This is a genomic window from Mycobacterium sp. (genome assembly GCF_032161845.1).
Classification (GTDB): Bacteria; Actinomycetota; Actinomycetes; order Mycobacteriales; family Mycobacteriaceae; genus Mycobacterium.
On the sequence record NZ_JAVRQA010000218.1, the window covers coordinates 1 to 18,142 of the forward strand.

An 18,142-nucleotide genomic window follows, 5' to 3' on the forward strand; every position below is an offset into this window, starting at 1 on the left:
GCCAGTGGCCCCGGCCACCGAACTCGACGGTGTCGTGCCAGTGGCCCCGGCCACCGAGCCCGACGCCGTCGAGGTCGAGCCCGACGTGTTCGACGCATCTGAAGCAGGCGTCGCCCACGCCACTCCCACCGAACTAGAAAGGGAGATCGCCGACCCGATGCCTAAGGCAACCGCCAACGCCCCCACCCGGCCGATGTGATGTGCGAAACCCATTTTTCCCCCTGGGGCTTTTGCGTCCTACGAGCCGTGAATGTGACGTCGACGATTTTCGGTGTTACCCCGACGTCAACGCCTAGTGCCGAGATCGTATCTTGTCACCAATTCGGCGCAAAGTTCCCAGTTTGCTGAACAGCCCGACTATTCGATCCGGGGGGCCACACGCAAACCAGCCCACCCGCTCGGCAGTTTGGTTTGTCGTTGCCGAGCGAATGGGCTGGTAATGACTACTGCAAAGGCTAGCTAACGGTAGGCGTCATTGCTGGTCAGAGGGTTAGCCGACCTATATGTCGCAAGTTAGCCGACCTATGCATCGTGGTAGTGGGTCATCTCGTTCTCCACTTGAGTCGAAGATGAGTAACGACCTACGAGGCCATCGCGTCGAACAGCTTCCCGAGGTCGGGCGGTGGCCCTACCGCTTGCGACGGGCACTGCTGCCGCAAGTTCGCCAATGGCAGCGCAATGGCTTTCAATTCGATCCACTGTTGCGGGTGCGTGGCGAAGTATATTTTGATCGACTTCTCACCTTCCTGCGGAGGTAGCGAACCCGCAGAGGTGACCGCGTCATTTGCGTCAGGATGGGCGGCGAGGTAATCGCCTGTCGCCGTGGCCACGGGGCCCAAGGCGCTGCTCAGTCCCGCCGCGGTGCACAGGGAGTCCGCGGACGCCGATGGCAGCGCGATCGTCGCTGCGCTCAGTACCCCAATCGCTCCGGCAGCAAGCACCCCGGAAATTCCACCTCGTGCGGCGGTCACGGTTACCGACAAACTCTTGATCATCTTTCCCCTTTGGTGCGCGCTGACCCCGAACATGGCTAGCTTAACGACCGACGAAACCGACGCGCGGCGGCCTTGGCTTAGCTGGCTGGCCCCGCGGAAAGGAACGACTGGCGCCGCACCACCAAATGGCGCCGCTCGTCAGTGGCCACCGGCGATGAATATCTGGCCGAGCTTGGCGAACCGATCCAGATCATTGACAGCACACGAAGCATCCGCTCGGCGTTTCGCGATCGCGAACGCCGAGCGGATGAGCGCTCAACGACTTACACGTCGTAGTAGAGCGCGAACTCGTACGGGTGCGGCCGGATCTGGATCGGCATGATCTCGTTCTCCCGCTTGTAGGAGATCCAGGTATCGATCAGATCCTCGGTGAACACGCCACCCTCGGTGAGGTATTCGTGATCCTCCTCGAGACGGTCGATCACCGCCGACAGCGACGTCGGGGCCTGCGGAATGTTGGCGGCCTCGTCCGGCGGAAGCTCGTAGAGGTCCTTGTCGACCGGAGCCAATGGCTCGATCTTCTTCTTGATGCCGTCGATGCCTGCCATCAGCATTGCCGCGAACGCGAGGTACGGGTTGCCCGAGCTGTCGGGGCAACGGAACTCGAGCCGCTTGGCCTTGGGGTTGTTGCCGGTGATCGGGATGCGGACGCACGCCGACCGGTTGCGCTGGCTGTACACCAGGTTGATCGGCGCCTCGTAGCCCGGCACAAGCCGCTTGTACGAGTTGACCGTCGGATTGGTGAACGCCAACAGTGACGGTGCGTGGTGCAGGATGCCGCCGATGTAGTGCCGGGCCAGATCGGACAGCCCGGCATAGCCCGACTCGTCGTGGAACAGCGGCTTGCCGTCCTTCCACAGCGACTGGTGGGCGTGCATGCCGGAGCCGTTGTCACCGAACAGTGGCTTGGGCATGAAGGTCACGGTCTTGCCGTTCTTCCACGCGGTGTTCTTGACGATGTACTTGAACAGCAGCACGTCGTCGGCGGCCGCCAGCAGGGTGTCGAACTTGTAGTTGATCTCGGCCTGTCCCGCGGTTCCGACCTCGTGGTGACCGCGCTCGAGGGTGAAGCCGGCGTTCTGCAGGTTGGTGGCGATCTCGTCGCGCAGGTCGACGTAGTGGTCGTACGGTGCGACCGGAAAGTAGCCACCCTTCTGACGGACCTTGTACCCAAGGTTGGGGCTGCCGTCGGCTTCGTACGGCTCACCGGTGTTCCACCAGCCCGACTCGGAGTCGACCTCGTAGGAGGTGCCGTTGATCTTCGAGTCGAAGGTGACCGAGTCGAAGATGTAGAACTCGGCCTCAGCGCCGAAGTAGCAGGTATCGGCGATGCCCGTGCTGGCGAGGTAGTTCTCGGCCTTGCGCGCCACGTTGCGCGGGTCACGCGAGTACGCCTCGCGGGTGAACGGGTCGTGCACGAAGAACTGCAGGTTCAGCGTCTTGGCCTTGCGGAACGGATCGATGCGCGCGGTCTCGGGATCCGGCAGCAGCATCATGTCGGATTCGTGGATGGACTGGAACCCGCGCACCGACGAACCGTCGAATGCCAGGCCGTCCTCGAAGACGCTCTCGTCGAAAGCCGAGGCCGGGATCGAGAAGTGCTGGACGACACCGGGCAGATCGCAGAACCGAATGTCGACGTACTCGACATTTTCGTCCTTGATCAGCTTGAAGATGTCGTCTGCAGTCTTTTCTGCCACTGAGAATTCTCCTTTTGACTGGTAACCCGCCGTTCGACGCTAGGGACACCATATTGCGCGGCGGTCAAAGGCATGTTGCGCGGACGTTACGCGGTCACGCCGAGAGTCCACCCTATGCTGGTTTTCATGGCCCGCACCTTCGGTTCCTGGCTGTCCGGTCCGCCGCCGTCCGAAGCCGGCGATGCCACCCAGGGACCCAACGACTTTCCAGGCCAACGCCTCGGTCTGCCGCAGGGGGGCGCCGGCTCGCTGGTGGGTGTGGGCCGACGCGTCGTGGCGCTGGTCCTCGACTGGTTCATCGCCTACGGACTCGCCAGCCTGGCCGTCACCTTCGGCCTCGTCAGCTCCGAGCGGTTCTTGGGATCGCAGATCGGATCCACCGCAGTGATGGGCGTCTGGCTGGTGCTCGGGGTGTTGGCGGTACGTCTGTTCGGTTTCACGCCCGGCCAATACGCCTTGGGCTTGCGGGTGGCATCCGTGGACCATCGGATGCACGTCGGTTTAGGCCGTGCGCTGTGCCGCGGCCTGCTGATCGCCTTCGTGGTGCCCGCGCTGTTCACCGACGGTGACGGTCGCGGCTTTCAGGACCGCCTAACCGGGACGGCCATCGTGCGGCGCTGAGGACTGTCGGGACTACTTCCTGCGCACCGTGCGCTGGACGCCGCGCATCTTGGCGCCCCCGGGGATCGGCCCCTTCGGCATCGCGGCCGGCCCCATGCGCGAGCCCAGTGCCGCAAGGCGAGACTCCAGCGCATCCATCTGCTTGGCCGTGATGTTGGCGGGCAACTTGGTCAGGTGGCGCTCGAGCTTGGACAAGGGCACCTCACCCTCCTCGTTGCCCACCACGACGTCGTAGATGGGGATATCGCCGATCAGTCGGGCGGTCCGCTTCTTCTCATGCGCCAGCAGCGGCTTGACCCGCGCGGCCGACCCCTCGCCGACGAAGATCACGCCGGGCCTGCCGATCACGCGGTGCACCGCATCGAAGTGCCCGGTCGCCGCGACACCAGGGGTGACCCGCCACTTGCCGCGCAGATTGTCCAACGCCCAGGCGGCCGCACCGGTCTGCCCCTCGGCCTTGCGGTAGACCGACTTCTGCGCACGGCGGCCGAAGATGATGAACGCCACCAAGGCGCCAAGGACCACGCCGAGCGGAATCAGCGTGATAGCAGTGAACGTGCTGCCACTGAAGACGCCGACGGCCACGGCTACCGCCACGATCAGCACGAACGCGCCGATCATGTACGGCAGGAGCCGGGTGTCCTCCTTGCGCTGGATCTGGAACGCCTGCCAGAGCTGACTCCGGCGCTCCTTGGACGCGGCCTTGCGCGCGGCCTTTGCCTCGGCCTTCGCAGCCTTGTCGGCACCGGTCTTGGGAGTCTTAGCCATCGGATCAGGATACGGGTGGGCTGTTATTCGTCCGCAGCTGCGCTGCCTGGGCGTACAACTTGCCCGCCCGGTAGGAGGATCGCACCAGCGGGCCTGCCAGGACGCCCGCGAACCCGAGCGTTTGCGCGAACTTCGAGTGCTCGACGAACTCCTCCGGGGTGACCCACCGTTCCACTGGATGATGGCGGATCGTCGGCCGCAGATACTGGGTGATCGTGATGATGTCGCAGCCCGCCTCTTGCAAATCGACCAGGGCGGTCCGCACCTCCTCGGGAGTCTCACCCATGCCGAGGATCAGGTTGCTCTTGGTCACCAGGCCGTAGGCGCGGGCCGCGGTGATGACGGCCAAGCTGCGTTCGTACCTGAACGCCGGACGGATTCGCTTGAAGATCCGCGGCACGGTCTCGACGTTGTGCGCCAACACTTCTGGACGCGTCTCGAAGACGGTCTCGAGTTGTTCGGGGATGGCATTGAAGTCCGGGATCAGCAGCTCGACACCGGTGTTCGGGTTCAGCGCCTTGATCTGACGCACCGTTTCGGCGTAGAGCCACGCCCCGCCGTCGGGCAGATCGTCGCGGGCCACCCCCGTGACCGTCGAGTACCGCAGGCCCATCGCCTGCACACTCTCTGCGACCCGGCGAGGCTCGTCGCGGTCCAGCTCCGAGGGCTTACCGGTGTCGATCTGGCAGAAGTCACAGCGCCGGGTGCACTGCTCGCCGCCGATGAGGAAGGTCGCCTCGCGGTCTTCCCAGCACTCGTAGATGTTCGGGCAGCCCGCCTCTTCACAAACGGTATGCAGACCCTCGCGCTTCACCAGGGCCTTGAGTTCCTTGTACTCCGGGCCCATCTTCAGCTTGGTCTTGATCCACGGGGGCTTGCGCTCGATGGGGGTTTCGGCGTTGCGGACCTCGAGGCGCAACAGCCTGCGCCCGCTGGACGAAACAGGCAGGCCGGCGATCTCGGAAGGCTCGACGCTCACTCTGTCAATGCTAGCGCCGGTCGACCGTCGAGTGCGTCTCGGACGGCTATGGCAACGGCGTCGGTCACGTCGTCGACGGTAATTCGGCGGCCGAGTTCGGCGGTCAGAGACGTCACACCTGCATCGGAGATGCCGCACGGCACGATCGAGGTGTAAGCCGAGAGATCACAGTCACAGTTGATGGCGAATCCGTGCAGCGTGGTTCCCCGCGCGACCCTGATGCCGATGGCGGCGATCTTGCGAGCCGGTCGGGTGGCGTCGGCGGGCACCCAAACTCCGGACCGACCCTCGACGCGTCCGGTGGCGAGGCCGAGGCCGGCGCATACCGCGATCAGTGAATCCTCAAGGCGGCGAACGAACTTCACCACGTCCAGCGGTTGGGTCAGGCCGATGATGGGGTAGCCGACCAACTGGCCGGGACCGTGCCAGGTGATCTTGCCGCCGCGATCCGTGTCGACGACGGGCGTGGTCGACGAGACCGGCCGCTCGTGGGCCTCGGTGCGCTTGCCCGCCGTGAAGACCGCGGGATGTTCGAGCAGCAGCAGGGTGTCGGGTCCGCCTGCCACCCGGACGTCGGCAAGGTCCCGCTGCATTTGCCAGGCGCTGAGGTAGTCGACGGAGCCGAGGCGCCGGACGTCGATCTCGGTGTCCGCGGATCGGACGGATGCTGCCGCCATGGCGTCGACGCTACGCGCCCTTGGGCGCGGCGACGTAGGCCATCGCTTCGCCGATGGTGTTGTGGTGGAACTCGAATCCGGCTCGCTCGAGGCCCGCGGGTATCGCGCGCTGCCCACCAAGCAGTCCCTCGTCCGCAAACTCGCCGAGCAAGGCGCGCAACGCGAACCCTGGGACGAGCAGCGGCGTCGGCCTGTTGACCGCCCTGCCGAGCGCGGCGGTGAACTCGGCGTTGGTCACCGGCGCCGGTCCGGTCCCGTTGATCGGCCCGGCGAGGTCATCGTGTCCGATCGCGAACAGCAGCGCGCGGACCTCGTCCTCGAGGCTGATCCAGGGTAGGTACTGGCGACCGTTCCCCAGTCGGGCGCCGAGTCCGAGCGAGAAGATCGGCTTGAGCCGAGCAAGCATGCCGCCGGACGGTGACAGCACCAGACCGGTGCGCATCAGCACTACCCGCACGCCGGCGGCGCTGGCGGATTCGGTGGCGGCTTCCCAGTCCTCGCACAACCCGGCGAGAAATCCGTGGCCGGCCGGTGCCGACTCGTCGAGCACGCGGTCACGCGCGTCCCCGTAGTAGCCCACCGCGCTCGAGTTGATCAGCACCGGTACACCGGACTCGACGACCGCCCTGGACAACACCTCGGTGGGACCGATCCGGCTGTCCCGCAGGCTCTGCTTGAACGCTCCCGACCAACGTTTGGCGCCGACGTTGACGCCGCAGAGGTTGACGACCGCGTCGGCGCCGCGCAGTGCACTCGCGTCGAACTCACCGGTGTCCGGGTTCCAGAAGATCTCGTCGGCGCCCGACGGCGCACGTCGCACCAGTCGCAGCACGCGATGGTCTGCGGCCCGCAGTGCGGTCGTCAGTGCCGAACCGATCAGCCCGGAAGATCCGGCAATCGCGATCACGGCATTGCTCGGCATGGCCGGCGGCCCAGTTCCGTTCGCCACGAGGGTCTACAGCCCGAGGTCGGCCTCGAACGCTCCTTCTTCGAGGCGCCGTTTGATGGTCGTCAGGAAGCGTCCGGCGTCCGCGCCATCGACGAGTCGGTGGTCGTACGTCAGAGGTAGATAACACACCGACCGCACGCCGATCGACTCGTTGCCGTTCTCGTCGACCACGACGCGTGGGCGCTTGACGATCGCGCCGGTGCCCAGCATCGCGGCCTGCGGCGGCACCAGGATCGGGGTGTCGAAGAGGGCGCCTTGGCTGCCGATGTTGGTGATGGTGAACGTGCCACCGGACAACTCGTCGGGCTTGAGGTTGCCCGACCTGGCGCGAGCGGCGATGTCGGCGATCGCCCGCGCGAGGCCGCCCAGCGACAGATCACCGGCGTTGTGCACGACGGGGGACAGCAGACCCTGCTCGGTGTCGACGGCGAAACCGAGGTGCTCGGCGTCGTAGTAGGTGATCTCCTTGGAGTCCTCGTTGTAGCTGGCGTTCACGTTCGGGTGGGCCTTGAGGGCGTCGATCGCTGCGACGGCGAAGAACGGCAGGAACGTGAGGTTGACGCCCTCGCGCTCCTTGAAGGTCGCCTTGGCGCGGGCGCGCAACGCCACGATCTTGGTCAGGTCGACCTCATGGGTTTGCGTCAATTGTGCTGTCGTCTGCAGGGATTCACGCGTCTTCTTGGCAGTGATCTGCCGAATGCGGTTGGCCTTCTGCGTGGTGCCGCGCAGGTGGGCCAGCGCGGGCGCGGGAGTGGGTGCCTTCGCGGCGGGGGCCTGGGCCGCGGCAGGAGCTGGGGTCGACGGCGCGGGTGCCTTCTTGGCCTCTGCCGCGGCGAGCACGTCCTGCTTGCGGATTCGTCCGCCGACCCCGGTGCCCTTGACCGAGCCCAGGTCGACGCCGTTCTCTCCGGCCAACTTTCGGACCAGTGGCGTCACGTACGGGCTGCCGTCCGTCGCAGGTGCCTCGGCAGCAGGCGCCGGCTCGGCCTTTGGTTCGGGCTTGGGTTCCGGCTTTGGTTCGGGCTTCGGTTCGGGCTTGGGTTCCGGCTTTGGCTCCTCGGCCTTTGGCTCCTCGGCCTTCGGCTCGGGTTTCGGCTCCGGCTTTGGTTCGGGCTTTGGCTCCGGCTCCTGGGCCTTCGGCGCGGCGCCCTCGGCGCCGATCTTGGCCAGCTCGCCACCGACGGCGACGGTGTCGTCCTCCTCGGCGGTGATCGACAGCAGCGTGCCCGCGACCGGAGAGGGGATCTCGGTGTCGACCTTGTCGGTGGATACCTCGACCAGTGGCTCGTCGACCTCGACGCTGTCGCCCACCTTCTTGAGCCATCGCGTGACGGTGCCTTCGGTAACGGACTCACCCAGTTCGGGCATGACGACCGACGTCGACTCTCCGCCACCGCCACTCGACGGTGCGGCCGGCTCTTCCTTGGCCTCGGCTTCTGGTTCCGGCTCCGGCTCTGGTTCGGGCTCTGGTTCTGGTTCTGGCTCGGGCTCTGGTTCGGGGTCGGCCTTCTCTTCGGCAGCGGGAGCGCTCTCGTCGCCACCCTCGTCAGCGTCACCAATCGTGCCAAGGTCACCACCGACCTCGACGGTGTCGTCCTCGTTGGCGATGATCTTGGTCAGCACGCCTGCAACGGGCGAGGGGATCTCGGTGTCAACCTTGTCGGTGGAGACCTCCAGCAAGGGTTCGTCGACCTCGACGGTGTCGCCTTCTTGTTTCAGCCATCGCGTGACGGTCCCCTCGGTGACGCTCTCACCAAGTGCGGGCATCTGGACGGTGGTGGCCATGTGCTTTTGACTCCTCGAACGGTCGCTCGGAACGGGTCGAAAATGCTCGGTCCCCATCCTGTCACGTCACCACGCTCTGGTCGTCGCAGACCTGTCGACTTGGTCCTCTGGCACCATTGAAGGCGGGAGATCGAAGGGAGTGAGGTCCAGTTGGGACTGTTCGACACATTTCGCCGTCGCGGTTCCAAGCGCGCTTCCGACGGACGTGACCCCGCCACCGATCTGAAATACCTCCGCCAATGGGTGGCCGAGCACCACGGCGTCGAGGCCTTCGTGGAGCCGAAGACGACCGTCACCGAGGTCACCGTGGTGCTCGTCGCCTCGGACGGCGAGTGGACCCGACGCCGTGCCGGGGGCGACAAGGGCGCCCGGCGGCTCAGCGACAAGCTCGACATTCCCGTCTATGACGTGCAGAAGATCGGCTATCCGCAGCGGATGCGTGACTACGACGCGCGTCGGCGCATCGAACGCGACCGCGCGCGCAGGCGAGAACTCGAAGAAGGCTGATCTTGACACCCGTGGCCACGAACGGCAGGGTCGAGCAAGCCGGTACCGCCGGTATGAGGTACTTACCGTTACGGTAAATTTCGGGAGGTTCGATGTCGGAGCGAATCATCGACGGCGCCGATGGCGTGCGCATCGGTGTGTACGAAGAGGGCAACCCCGATGGGCCGACCATCGTGATGGTGCACGGCTGGCCCGATTCGCACGTGGTGTGGGACGGCGTGGTTCCGCTGCTCGAGGACCGCTACCGGATCATCCGCTACGACAATCGTGGTGTCGGCAAATCGACTGTGCCCAAACATTATTCGTCGTACACTATGGCCCGGTACGCGGACGACTTCGATGCCGTCATCCGCGAGGTGAGCCCGGGCTCGCCCGTTCACGTGCTGGCGCACGACTGGGGTTCGGTCGGCGTCTGGGAGTACCTGTCGCGGCCGGCGGCCGGTGACAGGGTCGCTTCGTTCACGTCGATCTCGGGCCCGAGCGCCGACCACCTCAACCGCTTCGTGATGGAAGGCCTCAAGCGGCCCTATCGGCCGATGCGGTTCGGGCGGGCTCTCGGGCAGCTGCTGCGATTGACGTACATGGGTGGCAACTCGGTACCGGTGGTGGCCCCCGCCGTCGTCCGCGTGACGTTCCGTGCGGGGCTGATCACACGCATCCTCCGCCGAGATGGCATCCCGCCCAATCGGATTCACCACTCCGCCAACCTCGTCGGTGACGCCGTCAACAGCATGAAGGTCTACCGCGCCAACTACTTCCGGTCGTTCGTCGACGCGCGCAAGGATCACCACGTCGACGTGCCCGTTCAGCTGATCGTCGGCACCGACGATCCCTTCGTTCGGCATTACGTCTACGACGAGACCCAAACGTGGGCGTCCCGGCTGTGGCGGCGCGACGTGAAGGCGGGTCACTGGGTGCCGATGTCGCATCCCCAGGTGGTCGCCGCGTCGGTCACCGAACTGGCCGAGTTCGTCGACGGCGCGACACCCGCCCGTGCTCTGCTCCGCGCGCAGGTTGGCAGGCCGCGTGGAACCTTCGGCGACACTTTGGTTTCCATCACCGGCGCGGGGAGCGGCATCGGCCGCGAGACGGCGCTGGCGTTCGCCGCCGAAGGCGCCGAAGTCGTGATCAGCGACGTCGACGAAGCGGGACTGAAGGAGACGGCAGGCTTGCTCACCGCCCGCGGCGGGGTGGCCCACCCCTACGTGCTCGACGTCTCCGACGCCGAGGCCGTCGAAGCGTTCGCCGACCGGGTCTGCACCGAGCACGGCGTCCCCGACATCGTGGTGAACAACGCCGGGATCGGCCACGCCGGATCGTTCCTCGACACTCCCGCCGAGCAGTGGGACCGCGTGCTCGACGTGAACCTCGGCGGTGTGGTCAACGGCTGCCGGGCGTTCGCCAAGCGTCTCGTCGAACGGGGCACCGGCGGCCACGTCGTCAACGTCTCGTCGATGGCCGCCTACTCCCCGCTGCAGGCGATGAACGCCTACTGCACGTCCAAGGCCGCCGTGTACATGTTCTCCGACTGCCTACGGGCCGAGCTCGACGCCGCCGGGATCGGGCTGACGACCATCTGCCCCGGCGTCATCAACACGAACATCGTTCACACCACGCGCTTCGATGCTCCCTCCGGCCGCGGAGGTCAGGTCGCGGGCCGCCGCAAGCAACTCGAAGCGATGTTCGCCGCGCGGCACTACGGTCCCGACAAGGTGGCCAAGGCAATCCTGTCGTCGGTCGCGAAGGGCAAGGCGATCCGCCCCGTTGCCCCAGAGGCGTACCTGCTCTACGGCACGTCGCGGGTGGCACCTCAAGCGTTGCGCAGTACGGCGCGTGCCAAGTTGATGTAGTCGCTCACAGCTGGGCGGCGCCGCCGTCGACGGTCAGTTCCGCGCCGGTGGTGTAGGTGGCCTCGAAGGCGAGGAAGACGATCGCCTTCGCCACTTCCTCGGGCTTGCCCAGTCGATGCATCGGATTGTCGGCAGTCATCTGGTCGAGGAACTGCCGTGCCGTCTCGACGGGCATCGATCGTTCGAGGATGCCGGTGTCGATGGGGCCGGGGGACACGGCGTTGACGCGGATGCCCCGATCGATCAGTTCGCGGGCGAACGTGCGCGTCATCGACCGCAGTGCCGCCTTGGTCGCCGAGTAGACGCTGGTCGACGCGATCCCCTTGCGGTTGCTGACCGTGGTCACCAGCACCACCGCGCTGCCCGCCGGCATCAGCGGCAGGAATCTCTGCAGTGTGAAGAAGGGGGCCTTCGTATTGACGGCGAAGAGCTCGTCGTAGAGGGCCTCGGTGGTGTCTTCGACCGCAGCGGTCAGCGCCGCGCCCGCGTTGAGCACGAGCAGGTCGACACCGCCGAACTCGGCGGCCGCACGGTCGGCGAGCACGTCGACGTCGGTGACGGCGTCACTTCGTTCGACGATCGCCGCAGGACCGAGTTCGGCTCGCGCCGCCTCCAGCGATGCCGGGCTGCGACCGGTGACGAGGACCCGTGCCCCACCGGCGACCAGTGCCTTGGCGGTGGCGAGCCCGATGCCGCTGGTGCCTCCGGTGATGACGGCGCGCTTGCCGTTGAAGTCGTACATCTTCGTCTCCAATCCATGTGTGGCGATGAGGTCACCGTCAGAGCTGGGAGTAGCCGCCGTCGATCACCAGCTCGATGCCGACCATGAACGTCGCATCGAACGCCAGGAACGCGACCGCGCGGGCGAACTCGTCCGGATCACCCCAGCGCCCCATCGGGTTGGTCGCGGTGAACTCGGCCTTCAGCTGCTCTGCGCGTTCGGCAGGCAGTTCCTTCTCGAGCTTGCCGGTGTCGATCGAGCCGGGGCTGATCGCGTTCACCCGGATCTTCCGCGGCAGCAGCTCCCGGCCGAGGGTGCGGGCCATCGAACGCAGCGCCGCCTTGCTGGCCGAGTACACGCTGAGCGCGTCCCAGCCCGTCTGGTTCGCGATCGAGGTGTTGAGGATGACGCTGCCACCCTCGGCGAGCAGCGGCGCCAACCGCTGGACGGTGAAGAACGGGCCCTTGGTGTTGATCGCGAACACCTCGTCGAAGGTGTCCTCGGTGACCTCGGCGAACGGGTCGAAACTGCCGATGCCCGCGTTCACCACCAGGGCGTCCACCGCCCCCAACTCGGCCTCCACCCGATCGGCCAGCGCGTCGATCTGAGGCAGCGAAGCGGTGTCGCTCAGGACGGCGATCGCGCCCGCACCGAGTTGGCGGCCCGCGTCCCGCAGGGTCTCCGGCGTCCGGCCCGTGATCAACACCCGGGCGCCCTCGTCCACTAGGAGCCGGGCGGTCGCGAGCCCGAGACCACTGCTGCCGCCGGTGATCACCACGTTCTTGCCGTCGTATCTACCGCTGTCTTCGTTCATGGGGTCAAGTCTTCGGCAGGCTGGAACGGGCGTCCAAGACCTGTTCGGCACCTCGTCATGCCGAAACGGAATGGCGGGGACAGGAATACCCCCGGCCGTCGGGCGGGTTGAACCGAGCCATGAGCGGTGGCTGGTGAACGATCTGGGGGCCGACCTCGAGCTGAGGCTGGTGCGGTACTTCACCGTCGTGGCGGAGCAGCTGAACTTCGGCAGGGCCGCCACCGATCTGCACCTGGCGCAGCCGTCCCTGAGCCGCCAGATCCAGCGCTTGGAGGACCGGCTGGGCGTCCGACTGTTCGACCGCACACCGCGGGGGACCCTGCTCACCGAGGCCGGTAAGGCGTTCCTTCCGGAGGCCCACGCCCTACTGCGGGCGGCCCGTCGGGCAGCGTTCACCGCCCGCGCCTACGCGCCGACGGGAAACGTGGTCATCGGCTACGTCGAGGATCTGGTCATCACCCCGGCCGTCCGTGAGCTACGCCGTCACCACCCGCAGGCGACGATCAACACGCGCCACCTCGAATGCCACGACGAACCCGTCTTCGCCGCGGGCTTGGTGGACGTGCTGGTCGCCCGTGCGCCGATGCCCTACCCGGCCGACGACCTGCGGATGACCGTGCTCTACGAGGAGCCGCGGATGCTGGTGATGCCCGCCGACCACCACCTGGCCGGTCGCGCGACCGTGTCACTGGCGGACTTCGCGGCCGGGGACACCGTGTACTGCTCGCATGGCGCGCCCCGCTCGATCTACCCGACGGACGCCCACCGGAAGGCCGATCCCGGGCCGACGTCGGCGGGCCCGATCGTCGAGAGTTTCGAGGACAGGCTGGAACTAGTCGCGAGCGGTCAGGCGGTGGCGGTCCTGCCCGCCGGCGACCGGCGCAGTTCGCTGCGCGCCGACCTGGTGTCCGTGCCGATCGAGGGCGTCCCCGCCAGCATGGTCGTCGTGGCCACCCGGGTCGGCGAGGCGAATCCGCTGGTCGCTGACTTCATTCGGGCCGCGCGGGCCCACCTCGTTCCGATCGCGGCGTGACCGGCCACGCCGGGGCTAGCCGTTCTCGGCGATGTCCTCGAGCACCGCGAACATCGTGCGCGTAGGCACCCCCGTGCCGCCCTTACCCGTGTAACCCCATGGGCCGCCGGTGTTGTAAGCCGGGCCCGCGACGTCGATGTGCGCCCACTGCACGCCGTCGGCGACGAACTCGCGAAGGTAGACGCCGGCGACCAGCATGCCCGCGTAGCGGGAGCCGCTGACGTTGGCGAGGTCGGCGACCGTCGACTTGAGGTCGTCCTTGAGTTCCTCGGGCAGTGGCATCGCCCAGGCGTTCTCGCCGACGGCCTGCGACAGCGTGGCGACGCGGTCCCGGAATTCGTCGTTGCCCATCACCCCCGGGGTCCGGCCGCCGAGCGCCACCGTCTGCGCGCCGGTCAGCGTCGACGTCTCGATCAGGTAGTCGGGCCCGTCCTCGCACGCCCGCACGATGCCGTCGGCCAGGATCAACCGTCCCTCGGCGTCGGTGTTGAGCACCTCCACCGTGATGCCGCCGTACTGGGTGAGCACGTCGCCGGGCCGCTGCGCGGTGGACGACGGCATGTTCTCGGCCATCGGCACCGTGGCGATGACGTCGATCGGCAGCTCCTGCTTGGCGGCCAGTACGACGGTCGCGATGACGGCGGCCGCGCCGCCCATGTCCGAGGTCATCTGATGCATGTTGGCGGCGGGTTTGATCGAGATGCCGCCGGTGTCGAACGTGATGCCCTTGCCGACCAGGGCGACCTTCTTGCCCTTCTTCGACTTGGCGCCGCGGTGGATCAGCCGGACCAGCCGCGGCGGGCGCGACGAACCCTTGCCGACGCCGACGATGCCGCCGTAGCCGGCCTTTTCGAGAGCCTTCTCGTCGAGCACCTCGACCTCGAGGCCCACCGATTCGCCGAGAGCCTTTGCGCGCTTGGCGAATTCAGCTGGAAACAGATGGCTCGGCGGGGTGTTGATCAAATCGCGGGCCGTCGCGACCGCGGTCGCGACGTTGGTTCCCCGGACCGCGTCGGCCTTGGCGCCCTTCGCGGTCGACAGCACCGTGATCTTGGCCAGCCCGGCTTCCTTCGGCGCGGTCTTGGCACTGCGGAAATCACTGAAGCGGTACGCGCCGAGGATCAGCCCCTCGACCGCTGCCGCGACGTCGAGCTCCGACAGCGTGGTGACGACGCTCTCGGTGCCGTTCAGCGATCGCGCCGCGACCCCGGCCGCCCGGCGGATGACGTCGCTCGGCCACTCGTCGCGGGACTTGCCGAGTCCGACCGCCAGCACGCTCGCGACGGGCAGCGATGGGGCCACCACCCGCGTCGTCTGATCGCTGCCGCCCTTGGCGCCGAGCGCCTTGAGGGCCACCTCGATCTCGCCGACCGCCTCGGCGTCGAGGAACGGGTTGGTCACGACGGTCGCCTGGTCGTCGGCACCGGTGACGACGGGCACGATCAGCACCGCCGAGCCGATGCCGCGCTTGGGCAGCGTGGCCGCGACGGTGACCGCAGGTGACTGATAGCCGGGATCTGAAGGACTCATGGGAGTCAACCCTAGCTATCGGCCTCCGACCTTCATTTCATAGGCCGTCACCGGGGCGTCGAAGCCCTTGAGCATCAAGGCATCCTGGACGACGGCCGGCCAATTCGGCAGCGCATCGTGAACCTCGGCCGATGCGAGAATTTGCCCTGGCGCCGCGGCCGCCACCAGGCGGGCGGCAAGGTTGACTGGATTGCCGAAGTAGTCGCCGGCGATCGCCAGCACCGAGCCGTAGCCGACGCCGGCGCGTACCCCGAGACCGGCCTCGCGTGCTCGCGGGTGCTCGACGAGGTCGACCGCCACCTTCACCAGCCGTTCGGGCGTCGACGTCACCCACATCACCTCGTCGCCGATGAACTTGACCACACGCCCGCCGTCGGCGTGCACGACATCGCTGACGGCGCCACTGAACACATTGAGTAGGTCCGCCAATTGGGTCGGCGAGAGCAGCTGGGTCAGTGCGGTGAAGCCGGACAGGTCGGCGAAGCCGATCCCACACACCACGCTCGCCGACGAATCACGGATGACGCCCTCGAAATGTGTTCGGGCCCCCGCTAGGTGGTGGCGGAGCACGGCGTCGATCATCGCCGCCGTGCGCGGGATGAACTCCGCGAGGGCGTGATAGGCCTTGGCCGTCGCCAATTCGTCGCGAGTCTCGTTGAGCTGGGTTGCCGTCGATGCGGCGCGGACGGCAGCCAACTGGGCTTCGGCGAGGCGTTCGAGGGCCGCGCCAGTGACGCGCAGCAGGCCCAACGCGCGGTCGTCTCCCACCAACGCCTTGATGTCGACCCAAGTCGTCAGGCCCTGGACGTCGGCCTCGCTGAGCGCGAGTTCATCCGCGCTGGCGACGGTGAGGCCGAGTGCCGACCATGCACCCACGATCTCGGGGAGTGGTACCCCGAGCGCGTCGGCTGCGGTCCGCAGGCTGTACGTCGGACGGCCTGACCTCTGCAGCGCGTCGCCGGCCAGGCCGAACAACCGCCCGTGGCGCTCCGCCTCGACCATCTCGTCGGCGGTGAATCCGAGGCCATTCAGGTACTCGATCAACGCGGCCCGATCACGTGCGTTGGCGACACCCGCCGCCTCCAGTGCATCCAGATCGACCACCACCCGAGTCTGCCAGCGTCAACGCTCCGATTAGGGTGGTTCGGCGTGAGTGACAACCTGCTGCAGGGCCCGTTGGAGGACCGCCACCGCGAGCTGGGGGCGAGCTTCGCCGAATTCGGGGGCTGGCTCATGCCGGTGTCCTACGCGGGCACGGTCAGCGAGCACACCGCCACCCGCAACGCCGTCGGCCTGTTCGACGTCAGCCACCTTGGCAAGGCCCTGGTGGTTGGGCCGGGTGCCGCAGAGTACGTCAACGCGGCGCTGACCAACGATCTGCGCCGCATCGGAGCGGGTAAGGCGCAATACACGTTGTGCTGCAATGACTCTGGTGGCGTGATCGACGACCTGATCGCCTACTACGTGTCCGATGACGAGGTGTTCCTGGTGCCGAATGCCGCCAACACCGCTGCCGTGGTGGCAGCCCTGCAGGCAAAGGCGCCCACCGGGTTGACCATCACCGACGAGCACCGTTCCTACGCGGTGCTTGCGGTGCAGGGGCCCAAGTCGGCCGAGGTGCTCGGTGCGCTGGGACTGCCGACGGACATGGACTACATGGGCTACGCGGACGCGGACTTCGGCGGCGTTTCAGCGGGCAGGAGCGCAGCGACCGGGGAATCATTTCAGGTCCGCGTGTGCCGCACCGGCTACACCGGTGAGCACGGCTACGAACTGCTCCCCGAGTGGGATCGCGCCGCGGTCGTGTTCGACGCGCTGGTCGAGGCGGTCAAGGAGGCCGGGGGAGAGCCCGCCGGGCTCGGGGCCCGCGACACTCTGCGTACCGAAATGGGTTATCCGTTGCACGGCCACGAACTGTCGCTGGACATCTCGCCGCTGCAAGCCAGGTGCGGCTGGGCCATCGGGTGGAAGAAGGACGCCTTTTGGGGCCGCGAGGCGTTGCTCCAGGAGAAGCAGACAGGTCCGCGACGGTTGCTCCGCGGCTTGAAGGCGCTGGGGCGCGGAGTGCTCCGGGCCGACATGACGGTGCTCGACGGCGACCGGCCGGTGGGCGTCACGACCTCGGGGACCTTCTCTCCGACATTGAAACTCGGCATTGCCCTCGCCCTCATCGACGCGGACGCCGGCATCGCCGATGGCCAACACGTCGCGGTCGACGTGAGAGGACGCGCGCTCGAATGCGAGGTCGTCGCACCGCCCTTCGTAGCCGCGAAAACCCGATAGTCATGGGTTATACAATCGCCACATGACTGAAGGCCCCCTCGAGTTCACGCTTGCCCGCAATGCGCAGCCGGCAAGCGACGAGGTACGGGCCGGAATTCTGGCCGACCCAGGATTCGGCCGCTTCCACACCGATCACATGGTGTCGATCGATTACACCGCAGGCCGCGGCTGGCACGACGCGGCGGTGCTTCCCTACGGGCCGATCGAACTCGACCCGTCCGCAGTGGTGCTGCACTATGCCCAGGAGGTCTTCGAAGGCCTCAAGGCGTACCGGTGGGTGGACGGCTCCATCGTGTCGTTCCGGCCGGAGGCCAACGCTGCGCGGCTGCGGACCTCGGCCCGCCGCCTGGCCATCCCCGAACTGCCCGAAGAGGTGTTCGGGGAGTCGCTGCGGCAGCTGATCGCCGTCGACCACGACTGGGTGCCCGCCGCCGGTGGTGAGCAGTCGCTGTATCTGCGTCCGTTCATCTTCGCGACCGAGCCCGGTCTCGGAGTGCGTCCCGCCATCCAGTACCGGTACATGGTGATCGGTTCCCCGGCGGGGGCGTACTTCAAGGGTGGCATCAAGCCTGTGTCGGTGTGGCTGTCGACGGAGTACGTGCGGGCCAGCCCGGGTGGCACGGGCGCGGCGAAGTTTGGCGGCAACTACGCCGCGTCGTTGCTCGCCCAGGCGGAGGCCGCCCAGAATGGGTGCGACCAGGTCGTCTGGCTCGACGCGATCGAACGCCGCTACGTCGAGGAAATGGGTGGCATGAACCTGTTCTTCGTCTTCGGCAGCGGTGGCACGGCCCGTCTGGTCACGCCCGAACTGAGCGGCTCCCTGCTACCGGGTATCACGCGAGACTCCCTGCTGCAGTTGGCAACCGATGCCGGCTACTCCGTCGAGGAACGCAAGATCGACGTCGACGAGTGGCAGAAGAAGGCCGCCGC

Annotated in this window: 18 protein-coding genes; 7 read left to right on the forward strand and 11 right to left on the reverse strand. The window is 67.1% G+C overall.

Annotated features, from left to right (window positions below):
- Nucleotides 1-199, forward strand: a 199-nt coding sequence (locus tag QOD90_RS12695; RefSeq protein WP_526350151.1) for a hypothetical protein, incomplete at its 5' end; no start/stop codon positions are given.
- A 382-nt stretch (nt 200-581) separates the two neighbouring features.
- Here QOD90_RS12695 and QOD90_RS12700 read toward each other — a convergent pair.
- Nucleotides 582-995 (reverse strand): hemophore-related protein, encoded by a 414-nt coding sequence (locus QOD90_RS12700; protein ID WP_526350153.1) that lies wholly within the window; start codon nt 993-995, stop codon nt 582-584.
- A 263-nt stretch (nt 996-1,258) separates the two neighbouring features.
- Nucleotides 1,259-2,695: a type I glutamate--ammonia ligase gene (glnA, locus tag QOD90_RS12705; RefSeq protein ID WP_526350154.1), complete on the reverse strand. Its 1,437-nt coding sequence runs from the start codon at nt 2,693-2,695 to the stop codon at nt 1,259-1,261.
- 126 nt (nt 2,696-2,821) lie between these two features.
- Between glnA and QOD90_RS12710 the strand changes: the two genes are divergently transcribed.
- The gene (locus tag QOD90_RS12710; RefSeq protein WP_526350156.1) at nt 2,822-3,316 is read left to right on the forward strand and encodes an RDD family protein; all 495 of its coding nucleotides are present in this window, start codon (nt 2,822-2,824) and stop codon (nt 3,314-3,316) included.
- A gap of 12 nt (nt 3,317-3,328) precedes the next feature.
- Here QOD90_RS12710 and QOD90_RS12715 read toward each other — a convergent pair whose 3' ends face one another.
- Genes QOD90_RS12715 through sucB form a run of 5 tightly spaced genes read right to left on the reverse strand, consistent with a single transcriptional unit; the run spans nt 3,329 to nt 8,474 of the window.
- Nucleotides 3,329-4,084, reverse strand: a complete 756-nt coding sequence (locus QOD90_RS12715; protein ID WP_526350158.1) for a DUF4191 family protein — start codon at nt 4,082-4,084, stop codon at nt 3,329-3,331.
- A 4-nt stretch (nt 4,085-4,088) separates the two neighbouring features.
- Nucleotides 4,089-5,063 (reverse strand): lipoyl synthase, encoded by a 975-nt coding sequence (gene lipA / locus QOD90_RS12720; RefSeq protein WP_526350160.1) that lies wholly within the window; start codon nt 5,061-5,063, stop codon nt 4,089-4,091.
- Nucleotides 5,060-5,740: a lipoyl(octanoyl) transferase LipB gene (lipB, locus tag QOD90_RS12725; protein ID WP_526350162.1), complete on the reverse strand. Its 681-nt coding sequence runs from the start codon at nt 5,738-5,740 to the stop codon at nt 5,060-5,062. The genes lipA and lipB overlap by 4 nt, the downstream gene beginning before the upstream one ends.
- Before the next feature lie 10 nt (nt 5,741-5,750).
- Nucleotides 5,751-6,662 carry a TIGR01777 family oxidoreductase gene (locus tag QOD90_RS12730; RefSeq protein ID WP_526350184.1) on the reverse strand — a complete coding sequence of 304 codons (912 nt, stop codon included), beginning with the start codon at nt 6,660-6,662 and terminating at the stop codon, nt 5,751-5,753.
- Nucleotides 6,663-6,695: 33 nt separating this feature from the next.
- Entirely contained in the window at nt 6,696-8,474 is a 1,779-nt protein-coding gene (gene sucB / locus QOD90_RS12735) for a 2-oxoglutarate dehydrogenase, E2 component, dihydrolipoamide succinyltransferase (RefSeq protein ID WP_526350164.1), read from the reverse strand.
- Nucleotides 8,475-8,624: 150 nt separating this feature from the next.
- On the opposite strand from sucB, the gene QOD90_RS12740 reads away from it, so the two are divergent.
- Nucleotides 8,625-8,981 (forward strand): oxidoreductase, encoded by a 357-nt coding sequence (locus QOD90_RS12740; RefSeq protein WP_526350166.1) that lies wholly within the window; start codon nt 8,625-8,627, stop codon nt 8,979-8,981.
- Between the two features lie 92 nt (nt 8,982-9,073).
- Nucleotides 9,074-10,831, forward strand: coding sequence for an SDR family oxidoreductase (locus tag QOD90_RS12745; RefSeq protein ID WP_526350168.1), 1,758 nt, complete (start codon nt 9,074-9,076; stop codon nt 10,829-10,831).
- A 4-nt stretch (nt 10,832-10,835) separates the two neighbouring features.
- On the opposite strand, the gene QOD90_RS12750 is transcribed toward QOD90_RS12745, so the two are convergent.
- Nucleotides 10,836-11,573 carry an SDR family NAD(P)-dependent oxidoreductase gene (locus QOD90_RS12750; protein WP_526350170.1) on the reverse strand — a complete coding sequence of 246 codons (738 nt, stop codon included), beginning with the start codon at nt 11,571-11,573 and terminating at the stop codon, nt 10,836-10,838.
- A gap of 37 nt (nt 11,574-11,610) precedes the next feature.
- Entirely contained in the window at nt 11,611-12,366 is a 756-nt protein-coding gene (locus QOD90_RS12755; protein WP_526350172.1) for an SDR family NAD(P)-dependent oxidoreductase, read from the reverse strand.
- Between the two features lie 133 nt (nt 12,367-12,499).
- Between QOD90_RS12755 and QOD90_RS12760 the strand changes: the two genes are divergently transcribed.
- Nucleotides 12,500-13,399 carry a LysR family transcriptional regulator gene (locus QOD90_RS12760; RefSeq protein ID WP_526350174.1) on the forward strand — a complete coding sequence of 300 codons (900 nt, stop codon included), beginning with the start codon at nt 12,500-12,502 and terminating at the stop codon, nt 13,397-13,399.
- 15 nt (nt 13,400-13,414) lie between these two features.
- Here QOD90_RS12760 and QOD90_RS12765 read toward each other — a convergent pair whose 3' ends face one another.
- On the reverse strand, nt 13,415-14,929 hold the full coding sequence (locus QOD90_RS12765) for a leucyl aminopeptidase (protein WP_526350176.1): 1,515 nt from the start codon (nt 14,927-14,929) through the stop codon (nt 13,415-13,417).
- 15 nt (nt 14,930-14,944) lie between these two features.
- Nucleotides 14,945-16,033 carry an adenylate/guanylate cyclase domain-containing protein gene (locus tag QOD90_RS12770; protein ID WP_526350178.1) on the reverse strand — a complete coding sequence of 363 codons (1,089 nt, stop codon included), beginning with the start codon at nt 16,031-16,033 and terminating at the stop codon, nt 14,945-14,947.
- 45 nt (nt 16,034-16,078) lie between these two features.
- Here QOD90_RS12770 and gcvT point away from each other — a divergent pair, with 45 nt between their 5' ends.
- Together gcvT and QOD90_RS12780 are read left to right on the forward strand one after the other, a co-directional pair.
- Nucleotides 16,079-17,212, forward strand: coding sequence for a glycine cleavage system aminomethyltransferase GcvT (gene gcvT / locus QOD90_RS12775; protein WP_526350180.1), 1,134 nt, complete (start codon nt 16,079-16,081; stop codon nt 17,210-17,212).
- A gap of 22 nt (nt 17,213-17,234) precedes the next feature.
- A partial coding sequence (locus tag QOD90_RS12780; RefSeq protein WP_526350182.1) for a branched-chain amino acid aminotransferase occupies nt 17,235-18,142 on the forward strand: 908 nt, incomplete at its 3' end.

Bases quoted from the DNA above. Each gene is read 5' to 3' on its own strand.
- QOD90_RS12750 (WP_526350170.1), bottom strand. From the start codon at position 11,573: ATGTACGACTTCAACGGCAAGCGCGCCGTCATCACCGGAGGCACCAGC.
- QOD90_RS12730 (WP_526350184.1), bottom strand. From the start codon at position 6,662: ATGCCGAGCAATGCCGTGATCGCGATTGCCGGATCTTCCGGGCTGATC.
- QOD90_RS12745 (WP_526350168.1), top strand. From the start codon at position 9,074: ATGTCGGAGCGAATCATCGACGGCGCCGATGGCGTGCGCATCGGTGTG.
- QOD90_RS12700 (WP_526350153.1), bottom strand. From the start codon at position 995: ATGATCAAGAGTTTGTCGGTAACCGTGACCGCCGCACGAGGTGGAATT.
- QOD90_RS12710 (WP_526350156.1), top strand. From the start codon at position 2,822: ATGGCCCGCACCTTCGGTTCCTGGCTGTCCGGTCCGCCGCCGTCCGAA.
- sucB (WP_526350164.1), bottom strand. From the start codon at position 8,474: ATGGCCACCACCGTCCAGATGCCCGCACTTGGTGAGAGCGTCACCGAG.
- lipB (WP_526350162.1), bottom strand. From the start codon at position 5,740: ATGGCGGCAGCATCCGTCCGATCCGCGGACACCGAGATCGACGTCCGG.
- QOD90_RS12715 (WP_526350158.1), bottom strand. From the start codon at position 4,084: ATGGCTAAGACTCCCAAGACCGGTGCCGACAAGGCTGCGAAGGCCGAG.
- QOD90_RS12755 (WP_526350172.1), bottom strand. From the start codon at position 12,366: ATGAACGAAGACAGCGGTAGATACGACGGCAAGAACGTGGTGATCACC.
- QOD90_RS12765 (WP_526350176.1), bottom strand. From the start codon at position 14,929: ATGAGTCCTTCAGATCCCGGCTATCAGTCACCTGCGGTCACCGTCGCG.